General features: G+C 54.0%; 12 protein-coding genes. 7 read left to right on the plus strand and 5 right to left on the minus strand.

The features are described 5' to 3' along the window. The first annotated feature begins 5 nt into the window (after window positions 1–5). The 6 genes from entE (at window position 6) to OGX81_RS05095 (ending at window position 6,197) form a co-directional block, all read left to right on the plus strand. Complete coding sequence (entE, locus tag OGX81_RS05070) at window positions 6–1,616, plus strand: (2,3-dihydroxybenzoyl)adenylate synthase EntE (protein WP_104868938.1); 1,611 nt, start codon at window positions 6–8, stop codon at window positions 1,614–1,616. Between the two features lie 13 nt (window positions 1,617–1,629). Further along, window positions 1,630–2,487 (plus strand): isochorismatase, encoded by an 858-nt coding sequence (locus tag OGX81_RS05075; protein WP_104868937.1) that lies wholly within the window; start codon window positions 1,630–1,632, stop codon window positions 2,485–2,487. After that, window positions 2,487–3,242 (plus strand): 2,3-dihydro-2,3-dihydroxybenzoate dehydrogenase EntA, encoded by a 756-nt coding sequence (entA, locus tag OGX81_RS05080; protein WP_104868936.1) that lies wholly within the window; start codon window positions 2,487–2,489, stop codon window positions 3,240–3,242. Before OGX81_RS05075 ends, entA begins: the two co-directional genes overlap by 1 nt. Window positions 3,243–3,244: 2 nt before the next feature. Further along, window positions 3,245–3,658, plus strand: a complete 414-nt coding sequence (gene entH, locus OGX81_RS05085; RefSeq protein WP_012133392.1) for a proofreading thioesterase EntH — start codon at window positions 3,245–3,247, stop codon at window positions 3,656–3,658. 175 nt (window positions 3,659–3,833) lie between these two features. After that, window positions 3,834–5,939 (plus strand): pyruvate/proton symporter CstA, encoded by a 2,106-nt coding sequence (gene cstA / locus OGX81_RS05090; RefSeq protein ID WP_104868935.1) that lies wholly within the window; start codon window positions 3,834–3,836, stop codon window positions 5,937–5,939. 60 nt (window positions 5,940–5,999) lie between these two features. Further along, window positions 6,000–6,197, plus strand: coding sequence for a YbdD/YjiX family protein (locus OGX81_RS05095; RefSeq protein ID WP_012133390.1), 198 nt, complete (start codon window positions 6,000–6,002; stop codon window positions 6,195–6,197). A 183-nt stretch (window positions 6,198–6,380) separates the two neighbouring features. On the opposite strand, the gene OGX81_RS05100 is transcribed toward OGX81_RS05095, so the two are convergent. Continuing rightward, the gene (locus OGX81_RS05100; protein WP_047458216.1) at window positions 6,381–7,469 is read right to left on the minus strand and encodes an oxidoreductase; all 1,089 of its coding nucleotides are present in this window, start codon (window positions 7,467–7,469) and stop codon (window positions 6,381–6,383) included. A gap of 130 nt (window positions 7,470–7,599) precedes the next feature. On the opposite strand from OGX81_RS05100, the gene OGX81_RS05105 reads away from it, so the two are divergent. Next, window positions 7,600–8,760, plus strand: a complete 1,161-nt coding sequence (locus OGX81_RS05105) for a pyridoxal phosphate-dependent aminotransferase (protein WP_024130556.1) — start codon at window positions 7,600–7,602, stop codon at window positions 8,758–8,760. On the opposite strand, the gene OGX81_RS05110 is transcribed toward OGX81_RS05105, so the two are convergent. From OGX81_RS05110 to dsbG, 4 genes are all read right to left on the minus strand, one after another. Further along, window positions 8,761–9,378 (minus strand): IbrB-like domain-containing protein, encoded by a 618-nt coding sequence (locus OGX81_RS05110; protein WP_012133386.1) that lies wholly within the window; start codon window positions 9,376–9,378, stop codon window positions 8,761–8,763. Then, window positions 9,351–10,586, minus strand: a complete 1,236-nt coding sequence (locus OGX81_RS05115) for a phosphoadenosine phosphosulfate reductase (protein ID WP_104868934.1) — start codon at window positions 10,584–10,586, stop codon at window positions 9,351–9,353. Before OGX81_RS05115 ends, OGX81_RS05110 begins: the two co-directional genes overlap by 28 nt. Window positions 10,587–10,770: 184 nt before the next feature. Beyond that, complete coding sequence (gene citR, locus OGX81_RS05120) at window positions 10,771–11,673, minus strand: DNA-binding transcriptional repressor CitR (protein WP_024130554.1); 903 nt, start codon at window positions 11,671–11,673, stop codon at window positions 10,771–10,773. A gap of 214 nt (window positions 11,674–11,887) precedes the next feature. Next, entirely contained in the window at window positions 11,888–12,634 is a 747-nt protein-coding gene (gene dsbG / locus OGX81_RS05125) for a thiol:disulfide interchange protein DsbG (protein ID WP_104868933.1), read from the minus strand. Window positions 12,635–12,650: the final 16 nt, after the last annotated feature.

A 12,650-nucleotide genomic window follows, 5' to 3' on the forward strand; every position in this document is an offset into this window, starting at 1 on the left:
CGATGATGACCATTCCTTTCACCCGTTGGCCGGAGGAGTTTGCCCGCCGCTATCGTGAAAAAGGGTACTGGCAGGATCTGCCGCTGACCGATATTTTAACCCGCCACGCAGACAGCGATAAAACGGCGGTGATTGATGGCGAGCGACACCTGAGCTATCGCGAACTGAACCAGGCGGCGGATAATCTGGCCTGTAGCCTGCGACGTCAGGGGATCAAACCCGGCGAAACCGCGCTGGTGCAACTGGGCAACGTGGCGGAGCTGTATATCACTTTCTTCGCCCTGCTGAAGCTTGGCGTCGCACCGGTTCTGGCGCTGTTCAGCCATCAACGGACGGAACTTAACGCTTACGCGAAGCAAATTGAACCGGCGCTGGTGATTGCTGACCGCCAGCACGCGCTGTTCACCGGGGACGACTTCCTCAATACGTTTATTGCCGAACACAATTCCGTGCGTGTGGTGCTGTTGCTCAACGATGCGGGTGAACACAACCTGCAAACGGCGATTGACCAGCCTGCGGTTGATTTTACCGCCACGCCATCACCTGCCGATGAGGTGGCTTATTTCCAGCTTTCCGGCGGTACAACCGGAACGCCGAAGCTGATCCCGCGCACCCATAATGATTATTACTACAGCGTGCGTCGCAGCAATGAAATTTGCCACTTTACCGAAGCCACGCGCTTCTTATGCGCGATTCCGGCTGCGCATAACTACGCCATGAGTTCGCCGGGATCGCTGGGCGTCTTTCTGGCCCAGGGAACGGTGGTGCTGGCGGCTGATCCGAGCGCTACGCTCTGTTTCCCGTTAATTGAAAAGCATCAGATTAATTCAACGGCGCTGGTGCCGCCTGCGGTGAGCCTGTGGTTGCAGGCGATTCAGGAGTGGGGCAGCAACGCGCAACTGGCCTCGTTGAAACTGTTGCAGGTAGGCGGCGCGCGGCTTTCAGCGACGCTTGCCGCGCGTATTCCGGCGGAAATCGGCTGTCAGTTGCAGCAGGTATTCGGCATGGCGGAAGGACTGGTGAATTACACCCGTCTGGACGACAGCCCGGAGCGCATCATCAATACTCAGGGTTGCCCGATGTGCCCGGACGATGAGGTCTGGGTGGCTGACGCTGACGGCAATCCGCTGCCGCAGGGGGAAACGGGACGCCTGATGACGCGCGGGCCGTACACGTTTCGCGGCTATTTTAAAAGCCCGGAGCATAACGCCAGCGCATTTGATGCCAACGGCTTTTACTGCTCCGGCGATCTGATCTCCATTGATCCAGATGGCTATATCACCGTGCAGGGACGTGAAAAAGATCAGATCAATCGCGGCGGGGAGAAGATCGCCGCGGAAGAGATTGAAAACCTGTTACTGCGCCACCCGGCCGTAATCCATGCCGCGCTGGTCAGCATGGAAGATGAGCTGATGGGGGAAAAAAGCTGCGCCTGGCTGGTGGTGAAAGAGCCGCTGCGCGCGGTACAGGTACGCCGCTTCCTGCGTGAGCAGGGGGTCGCCGAATTCAAATTGCCGGATCGCGTGGAGTGCGTCGAGGCGTTGCCTCTGACCCCGGTCGGTAAAGTCGATAAAAAACAATTACGTCAGTGGCTGGCGTCACGTTCACTGACCTGAAGGAGAAAGAGAGATGGCAATTCCGAAATTGCAGGCGTACGCGCTGCCTGGCGCGCTCGATATTCCGCCCAATAAAGTGAACTGGGCCTTTGAACCTGAACGCGCTGCGTTGTTGATCCACGATATGCAGGATTATTTTGTCAGCTTCTGGGGCGACAACTGCCCGATGATGGAACAGGTGATCGCGAATATCGCCGCCCTGCGTCAGTACTGCAAAGAGCACAACATTCCGGTCTATTACACCGCTCAGCCGAAAGATCAGAGCGATGAAGATCGCGCCCTGTTGAACGATATGTGGGGGCCGGGCCTGACGCGTTCTCCCGAGCAGCAAAAGATTGTCGATGCGCTGGCGCCGGACGAGGCGGACACCGTGCTGGTGAAATGGCGCTACAGCGCGTTTCACCGTTCGCCGCTGGAGCAGATGTTAAAAGAAACCGGGCGTAATCAGCTGATTATCACGGGGGTGTATGCGCACATTGGCTGTATGACCACGGCGACCGACGCTTTCATGCGCGATATCAAGCCGTTTATGGTGGCGGATGCGCTGGCCGATTTCAGCCGTGAAGAACATGTGATGTCGCTTAACTATGTTGCCAGTCGCTCTGGTCGCGTGGTGATGACGCAGGAACTGCTGCCGACGCCGGTTCCGGCGAGCAAAGCGGAGCTGCGGGCGCTGATCCTGCCGCTGCTGGATGAATCCGACGAGCCGCTGGATGATGAAAACCTGATTGATTACGGGCTGGACTCTGTACGTATGATGGCGCTGGCGGCTCGCTGGCGTAAAGTGCATGGCGATATCGACTTCGTGATGCTGGCGAAAAACCCGACGATTGATGCCTGGTGGACGCTGCTTTCCCGTGAGGTGAAGTGATGGCCGGATTGGATTTTAACGGCAAAACCGTCTGGGTGACCGGCGCGGGAAAAGGGATTGGTTATACCACGGCGCTGGCGTTTGTTGCGGCTGGCGCGCAGGTGACGGGATTCGATCGCGAGTTCGCGCAGGATGCGTATCCCTTTGCGACCGAAGTGCTGGATGTCGCAGACGCCGCGCAGGTCGCGCAGGTTTGCCAGCGCGTGCTGGCGCAAACCGAACGGCTGGATGTGCTGGTGAATGCCGCCGGGATTTTACGGATGGGGGCGACCGATGCGCTAAGCGCCGAGGACTGGCAGCAGACGTTCGCCGTCAACGTCGGCGGCGCGTTTAACCTCTTCCAGCAGACGATGGCGCAATTTCGTCAGCAGCAGGGCGGGGCGATTGTTACCGTCGCGTCTGATGCGGCGCACACGCCGCGCATTGGCATGAGCGCCTATGGCGCGTCCAAAGCGGCGCTGAAAAGCCTGGCGCTGACCGTTGGGCTGGAGCTGGCGGGCAGCGGCGTTCGCTGTAACGTCGTCTCTCCGGGATCTACCGATACCGATATGCAGCGCACGCTGTGGGTGAGCGATGATGCGGAACAACAGCGTATTCGTGGCTTTGGCGAGCAGTTTAAGCTTGGCATTCCGCTGGGTAAAATCGCGCGTCCGCAGGAAATCGCGAATACCATTTTATTCCTCGCATCCGATCTGGCCAGCCACATTACGCTACAGGACATTGTGGTTGACGGCGGCTCAACCCTGGGAGCGTAACGATGATCTGGAAACGCCATTTAACGCTTGATGAGCTGAACGCCACCAGTCTGAACACGATGGTGGCGCATCTGGCGATCGTCTATACCCGTCTGGGCGATGACGTGCTGGAGGCGGAAATGCCCGTCGATGCGCGAACGCATCAGCCTTTCGGCTTGTTACACGGCGGCGCTTCGGCGGCGCTGGCGGAGACCCTGGGGTCAATGGCCGGGTATCTGATGACCCGTGACGGCCAGTGTGTGGTGGGAACCGAGCTGAATGCCACGCATCATCGCGCCGTGTCGCAGGGGAAGGTGCGCGGCGTTTGCCAGCCGCTGCATCTGGGTCGGCAAAGCCAGAGCTGGGAAATTGTGATTTTTGACGAACAGGGACGACGTTGCTGTACCTGCCGCCTGGGGACGGCGGTGATGGGCTAGGCCCAACAAAATGCAATGATGTTGCAGCGTTGACCTGCCAATGAAGTGATCCAGTTAACAATGCAATGTAAATAATCAGTTTTATAGCGTTGTCAGGTTGTTAAAACCAGCAGAGGTGTTATAGAAACAAAATGTAACATCTCTCTGGAACACAACACGCAAACGGACAACAACTATGAACAAATCAGGGAAATACCTCGTCTGGACATTGCTCTCCGTTATGGGAGCATTTGCCCTGGGATATATTGCGTTAAACCGTGGGGAACAGATCAACGCGCTATGGATCGTCGTGGCGTCAGTTTGTGTCTACCTCATTGCCTACCGTTTTTATGGTCTGTATATCGCCAAAAATGTGCTGGCGGTTGACCCGACGCGCATGACGCCTGCGGTGCGTCATAACGATGGTCTGGACTACGTACCTACCGATAAGAAAGTGCTGTTCGGTCACCATTTTGCGGCGATTGCCGGGGCAGGGCCGTTGGTTGGGCCGGTGCTGGCGGCGCAGATGGGGTATCTGCCCGGTATGATCTGGCTGCTTGCCGGGGTTGTGCTGGCAGGCGCGGTGCAGGACTTTATGGTGCTGTTTGTTTCTACCCGTCGTGACGGTCGTTCGCTGGGTGAACTGGTTAAAGAAGAGATGGGCTCAACGGCTGGTGTGATCGCGCTGGTGGCCTGTTTCATGATCATGGTGATTATCCTTGCGGTACTGGCGATGATCGTCGTGAAAGCCCTGACCCACAGTCCGTGGGGGACGTACACCGTTGCGTTCACCATTCCGTTGGCCATTTTTATGGGCGTCTACCTGCGTTACCTGCGTCCGGGACGTATTGGCGAGGTGTCTGTTATTGGTCTGGTGTTCCTTGTCTTTGCCATCATCTCCGGTGGCTGGGTGGCGGAAAGCCCAACCTGGGCGCCGTATTTTGACTTTACCGGCGTACAGTTGACCTGGATGCTGGTGGGCTACGGTTTTGTGGCGGCGGTTCTGCCGGTATGGCTGCTGCTGGCGCCGCGTGATTACCTCTCAACCTTCCTGAAAATTGGTACGATTGTCGGTCTGGCCGTCGGCATTCTGATTATGCGTCCGACGCTGACGATGCCTGCGCTGACCAAATTTGTGGATGGCACCGGCCCGGTGTGGACCGGTAACCTGTTCCCGTTCTTGTTCATCACCATTGCCTGTGGCGCGGTGTCTGGCTTCCATGCGCTGATCTCTTCCGGCACCACGCCGAAGATGCTGGCGAACGAAGGGCAGGCCTGCTTTATCGGCTACGGCGGGATGTTGATGGAATCCTTTGTGGCGATTATGGCGCTGGTTTCCGCATGTATCATCGATCCGGGCGTTTACTTCGCCATGAACAGCCCAATGGCCGTACTGGCGCCAGCCGGAACCGCTGATGTGGTTGCTTCTGCTGCGCAGGTGGTCAGTAGCTGGGGCTTTGCGATTACGCCTGATACGCTGCATCAGATTGCCAACGAAGTGGGCGAACAATCCATTATTTCTCGTGCCGGTGGCGCGCCAACGCTGGCGGTGGGGATGGCCTACATCCTGCACGGGGCGCTGGGCGGTATGATGGATGTGGCGTTCTGGTATCACTTCGCGATTCTGTTTGAAGCCCTGTTCATTCTGACGGCGGTTGATGCCGGTACGCGTGCGGCGCGCTTTATGTTGCAGGATCTGCTGGGCGTGGTCTCTCCGGGTCTGAAACGTACGGATTCACTGCCTGCGAACCTGTTAGCGACGGCGCTGTGCGTGCTGGCGTGGGGATACTTCCTGCACCAGGGCGTGGTGGACCCGTTAGGAGGGATCAACACCCTGTGGCCGCTGTTTGGTATCGCGAACCAGATGCTGGCGGGTATGGCGCTGATGCTCTGCGCGGTTGTACTGTTCAAGATGAAACGTCAGCGTTACGCATGGGTGGCGCTGGTGCCTACCGCCTGGCTGCTGATTTGTACGCTGACCGCAGGCTGGCAGAAAGCGTTTAGCCCGGATACCAAAATTGGTTTCCTGGCGATCGCCAATAAATTCCAGGCGATGATCGACAGTGGCGATATTCCTGCGCAGTACACGCAGTCTCAGCTGGCGCAGCTGGTGTTCAACAACCGTCTGGATGCCGGTCTGACCATCTTCTTCATGGTTGTGGTGGTGGTTCTGGCCCTGTTCTCAATCAAAACTGCGCTGGCAGCGCTGAAAGAGGACAAACCGACGGCGAAAGAAACGCCATATGAAGCCATGCCGGAAAACGTTGAAGAGATTGTGGCGCAGGCGAAAGGCGCGCACTAATTTTTAAATAAGCGGCCCTCTTCTTAACGGGAGAGGGCATTTGCGTCACAGGTGGTAACGATGTTTGATACGCTTTCTAAGGCCGGGAAATATCTGGGTCAGGCGGCAAAACTGATGATTGGCGTGCCGGACTATGACAACTACGTTGAGCATATGCGCGTGACGCACCCGGATCAGACGCCAATGACTTACGAAGAATTTTTTCGTGAGCGGCAGGATGCGCGTTATGGCGGGAAAGGCGGCGCACGTTGCTGCTGATGTTTTGTGTTGCCCGGTGGCGCTACGCTTACCGGGCCTACGCTGATGTTTTGTTTTGCCCGATGGCGCTACGCTTACCGGGCCTACGCTGAGTTTTGTGTTGCCCGATGGCGCTATGCTTACCGGGCCTGCGGGGTATTTTGTAGGCCGGATAAGGCGCAGCCGCCATCCGGCAAGCCGCCGCTAAACCGTAAACGACTCTACCTTTTCAAACGCGGCGCGTAATGTGGCTGGCGTTAACGTCACCGGCAGAAAGTGGATGGATTCAACCGGGCGCAGGGTGTGGGCAATCACGTTATCAATCTCCGCCTGGTTCTGGATGTCGACATCCAGCGCCGCCAGCGTGGTGGGCAGACTAAAGCGCTGATAAGCAGCGATAAGCTGCGCCAGTACCTCATCCTGACCCAGCAATGCGCTTTGCACCAGAATGCCATAGGCCACTTTGGTGCCGTGCAGAAACTTCTCGGTTTGCGGCAATACGGTGAGCCCATTATGGACGGCGTGTGCCGCCGCCACACGGGTATAACGCTCGCCAAGACCGCCGACCATGCCGCCCCCGGCAATAATCGCATCCACCACATCGCGAAATGCCTGGGTGAGTTCTCCACGCTCTTTGTCCGCCAGCGCCTGTTCGCTGCTTTCCAGTAGCACATCACGGATCGCCAGCGCGCCGTTAATGCCCAGACGCACGGTAAGCGGTAAGGTTTCTGGCTGTGGCGCTAATACAACGGCTTCGTACCATTTTGCCAGCGTGTCGCCGATGCCGGCCAGCAGATAGGCCTCTGGCGCGCGGAGAATGATTTCCGGCTCTACCAGTACCAGATAATTGGCGTCGTCAAAAATTTCAAAGTGCAGTGCCTGACCAGCATCGTTGTACCAGACCGACAGCGGTGTCCAGGCCGCGCAGGTGGCCGCGATAGTCGGGATCGCCACGAAGGGGAGTTGTAGCCGACGGGCAAGGGCTTTGGCGGTATCAAGCAGCGTGCCGCCGCCGATACCGATCACTACGCGGCGGTCGTCGCCTGCTTTCGCGGCCAGTTGTTTCACATCGCTTTCGCTGCAATGGCCGGTAAACGGCAGGTGCCTGGCTCCCGGAAGATCAAACGCATCCGGCAGGTAAGGGCGGGCGGCGGCAATCGCACGTTCGCCATACACCCATACTGCGGCGGAGAGTTGCCCGGCGCTGAAAAAATCCTTCAGTCGGGAGAGGCTGCCGGTATGGGAAAAGTAGTTAGCCGGGCCGGTAACGACGCGGATGTCAGTGTTGCTCATGGTGTGTTGTCCTTGTGGCTGCGCTGTCCGGGAGTTGTTTTTATTTAGACGTCTAAGCGTCTTGATTGCCAAATGCTAACATCGTGTTATAGTGGTTTCAACATCGACATCACCCTCGGGTATGATAACTATGAGTAATAACCCACTGATTCCGCAAAGCAAACTGCCTAATTTAGGCACCACAATCTTTACACAAATGAGCGCCCTGGCGCAGGAGCATCAGGCGATTAACCTGTCTCAGGGATTTCCTGATTTCGATGGCCCGCGCTATCTACAGGAACGTCTGGCCTGGCATGTTGCACAAGGGGCGAATCAATATGCGCCAATGACCGGCGTGCCTGCATTACGCGAAGCCATTGCGGAAAAAACGGCGGCGTTATACGGCTATAAGGCTGATGCCGGGAGCGAGGTGACGGTAACGGCGGGGGCAACGGAAGCGTTGTATGCCGCTATCACCGCGTTGGTTCGTGCGGGAGATGAGGTGATCTGCTTCGATCCCAGCTATGACAGCTACGCGCCAGCCGTTGAACTGTCCGGCGGCGTGCTGAAACGTCTGGCGCTTCAGCCGCCGCAGTTTCGCGTTGACTGGCAGGCATTTGCTGCGTTACTGAGCGAACGTACCCGGCTGGTGATCCTCAATACGCCGCATAACCCGAGCGCGACCGTCTGGCGCAAAGCCGACTTTGAAGCGCTGTGGCAGGCGATTGGCGATCGCGAAATCTATGTATTAAGCGATGAAGTGTATGAGCATATCTGCTTTGCGCCAGAAGGCCATGCCAGCGTACTGGCGCATCCGCAGCTACGTGAGCGTGCTGTCGCGGTCTCGTCATTCGGTAAAACCTTTCATATGACCGGCTGGAAGGTGGGGTACTGCGTAGCGCCAGCGGCGATCAGCGCGGAATTGCGTAAAGTGCATCAGTATCTGACGTTCTGCGTCAACACACCGGCGCAACTGGCGCTGGCCGATATGCTGCGTGCTGAACCGGAACATTACCGCGATTTACCCGCATTTTACCGGAAGAAGCGTGACGTTCTGGTTAATGCCCTGCGTGACAGTCGTCTGGAAATCCTGCCCTGCGAAGGCACCTATTTTCTGCTGGTGGATTACAGTGCGGTATCAGACCTCAATGACGTGGATTTCTGCCAGTGGCTGACCCGGGAAATCGGCGTTGCGGCGATTCCGCTGTCGGTATTTTGCGCCGATCCTTTCCCACATAAACTCATCCGATTATGTTTTGCCAAGCAGGAATCCACGCTGCTGGCGGCCGCAGAACGCCTGTGTAAATTGTAATTACTTTACGGTCCAGGCTTTGGAGAATCGACGGTCGGCAAAGAGTTCCTGTAGGCCGTTGATTTGTTTCAGACGCAGGACTTCATCTTTATCCATGCCCAGCTCTTTTCCGATTCGCGTCTCGTCCCAGCCCAACAGGGAGAGTTCTCGCACAATTTCCGACATCGCGTGAATCTGATGACGACCACGGGCGCGGTTGTGACGAATGGTTGCCGCAATTCGTTCATGGCGATTGCGTTCCAGACAGGTGACGGGAAGATAGCCTTTTAACTTTGAGCGTAATGTGGATTTCCCTTTACCGAGTTCGTGACGGTGAAAGCCATCCACGATTTCATATTTTTCTGCCGCCGTTTCTGCAACGACAATAGGCTGCGTGAAGCCATCTACCTCAATAGACTTTAGCAGGAGCCTTTTCTCCGGGGGCGCCACATTGTTTGGGTTGTAATCATTAGGCTCGATTTGTTCGTTTTTTACCCATTGCACGCAGTCTACCGGCTGATCGCGAAAGGGGCTGACGCGGTGGATCGCCATCCTGAATTCGTTGATTGCCGCAATTCTCTCTTCTTCGTTCAGCGTGGAGAGAAAGTCGGTTATTTGTTGGGTGAGTCGCTGTTGCATAAAATCCCCCATTCTTTGCGCTTTGCTTTCATGCGTTCATTGTAGCGCTGGTAGTGTTTAGGCTTTGTCGGGCTGAATGAGAGCGCCCGACACCAGTAATCATTGTTCAATAGCACCTTGCAGATACGTCGCCATGAGGGGATATCTTTGGAGCCGATATCGCCTTCCTGCGTTTGTGGAATGTTCTCCATTCCTTTCTTTTTATACCATTGCAGGTAGACCGCGATTTTGTTGCGGTAATGCTCGGCGCTCTGTTCCGGCATGCTGTCCAACAGCAGCATGGCGTAGCTTTGCCAGCTATGGTGCTCGGGTTTCAGTATTTTTCGATGGCCGTAAAAATGGTTATCCTGGCCTGCATATATCCCTCCGCTGCGCACGCCGCTTACCCTGGCGCACATTGCTGCCCAGCGTTCGGGTTCAATGACATGATAGAGCCACAATCCCTGACGTTGCTCCGGGCCGAAAGGTTCGCAGATGCGCATATACCGGAGCGGCACGTTGGCCTGGTACATTAGGTTATAAAGCGGGTTGCAAGGCTGCTTCGTTTTTGCGAACCATGTCCAGATGTCTGCCGTTTTCCAGTCATACATCGGGTAAATATACCAGGTGTGCCCGCCCTGAGCGGCGGTCGTCCAGGGTTTGTCGTCCGCAAAACGCTGTTTGCTCAGGGAGGCGATAGCGACAAACCGATTGTAAGATTCGTCAGCGCGGATGCCGATCAGCATCGCCGCAGGACGCTTTTCTGAAAACCACTCGGCAAAGTCGCGAACAAATTGTTCGAAGGTCATGCCTGGCTGATAAAAAGGAAAGTAAGCCGGATCGGTAATGGCGTCGGCAGGCGGTTGACGCACCCATTCAGCATTCGGGTCCCAGCATTGCCATTCGGGTTGGTATTGCGACAGCGAATTTTGTGTGGTGAGCGGCAGGGCAACCCAGTAAAAATGTTCAATGACATCGGAATATTGTTCGTGTAATGACTGAACATAGTCAATTGTGCAGGAGAATTGCACTTCCCAGTCAATAAATAATACGCAGATCTTCTTCTTTAACTTACGCGCGATTCCGGCGGTAAGGTGCAGCATCAACCCTGAGTCTTTCCCCCCGGAAAATGACACGCAAATACGCGGTAAGGTGGTGAGTGTCCATGTAATGCGCTCTTCCGCAGCTTCCAAAACATTTTGGTCAAGTGGGATTTTATAAACAGACATAATGAGTTCATACCTGAACGGAAAATGGCTATGTGTAGAATACAGAAAAATAATTATATATATTATATGATATAATCAACAGAATGTGCAAGGTTTAAAAAAGCATCCAAAACTTAAATTAATTTTATATTAATTATTTTAATTTTGAATGCTTGTGTCGGCGATGGCCCCGGATGTTTTCGTTTCAGCTATTTTCCGTCATTTTGTTAATGATACTCGTAAAACCTTTATTATTCAGTGACGTTCGATTATATACCAGGTATAACTGAACTGAAGGTAAATCCTGATCAATATTAACCCGTTGCAGTTTAAGGGTGGAGTGAAAGAAGTCATATATGACTTCAGGAACGATGCCAATTATGTTGGTTTCAGCAATAGTATTAATGATTGCAACCATTGAGTCACTGCGAAACCCAATTTTCCGGCTGGCAAGAAGGGAGTTGACCAGCGACTGGTATTCTTTAACGCCTGGCTCCTCTCCCTGGTATGAGGTAAACGGTTCTTCGAGTACTTGCGCTAATGTACTGGCGTCACTGATTCTGGGGTGATCGGCACGACACACCAGTACGCTTTTGATTGTTTTAAAAGGCGTACAGACAACCGAATGGTTGTTCAGCGGCGTGGTGGTGATCACCATGTCCGCCTTGCGGTATGCCAGCAGGTCTTCTGCTGATTCCGCAGACATCAGGATATCATGATGCTCAATTTCAACGGAAGAATCTTCCATAATAAAATTAATCAGCTTTATTACGTTCATTGCAGTAAGTAGCTGAGGGCTGTAAATGATAAATTTTTTCTTAAGGCTGGAACTATGCATAATATTAATTGTTTGTTCCAGGCTATTGAGGTTTTCCTCAAGATGATGATGCAGATTTATACCGGTGACGGTTGGCGTGATGCCTTTTCCTGAACGAATAAATAAAGGATCGTTGAATTGAGTTCGTAATCGTTGCAGAGATTGACTCACGGCAGACGGGGTGATGTACAGCGTTTCCGCCGCTTTACTAATGCTTAAATTCTGGTAGATACACTCAAAAATAATCAGTAAGTTAAGATCGAATTTTTTGAGATCGTAGAGATTAGCCATGTTTTTTTTCTTCCTGTTTTGTGACTATTGTCATAACTATATTTGTTATAGTTATGCAACACATCCAATGCTTTACAATAGTGATGTTTGCTAAGCTTAAATTCTCTTTCAATAATACTAAAATAGCATAGCTCAGAATATCTTTGCGAGCGATTTATAATGGAAAAGGAGATTGACAGAAAAACAATGACAATCTCCCCCCTTTAATTTAGGTTTAATGTTCACCCATCATAATGTCCAGCTGCGCTTTTTCCGGTAACCCGACGACCTGCTGTAACATATTTTCTTTATTCATATAGTAAATGGCTGGCGTTGCATTCGCCCCCAGATCGTCCATGAGTTTCTGATGAATATTCAGCATTTTCATCTTATCTTCTGGCAGCGGTGAAGGGATCGCCAGATTGAGTTTACCGCCTGACGCTTCATAGTCATGCCAGGTTTTTGCCGGATCGCGGGTGGATAAGATAGCGGCAGCCGTTGCCGGGCTTTCGGGTTTGATCACGCCCACCAGTAGCGTCCGCAGTTGTACTTTGCCGGATTCGACCCAGGGGCGCGCCTGCTGCCAGAACTGTTTGCAGTAAGGGCAGAAAGGGTCCGCAAAGACATAAAGAATCACCGGCGCCTCTTTTTTGCCGTCCAGAATCCACGACGCTTTTTCCATCCGCTGCCACATTTCTCTGCCGACCGGGGCGTAGATCTCTTTTTCTATCAGTGCATTACTGAGGTTTGCGCCTTTTTCGTCGTACATGTAGCCGGAAATCGCGTGTTTCCCGTCAGGCGTGAGGTAGATGGTCACGCCCATATCCTGGTATTTGCCCAGATAGCCTTTCATTCCGCCGGGGGCGTCAAAAGACTTCAGGATCGTAATTCCCTGTTTTTCTATCGCTTTAACCGGGGCAGGCAGTTCTTCAGCAAAGGCGATGAGCGGGAGCAACGTCAGCAGCAATGTTCGTTTTATCATTATATTTCCTTAAAAA

The sequence above is a fragment of the Citrobacter sp. CK206 genome, from assembly GCF_030333125.1.
In the GTDB taxonomy this organism is placed as follows: Bacteria; Pseudomonadota; Gammaproteobacteria; order Enterobacterales; family Enterobacteriaceae; genus Citrobacter_B; species Citrobacter_B koseri.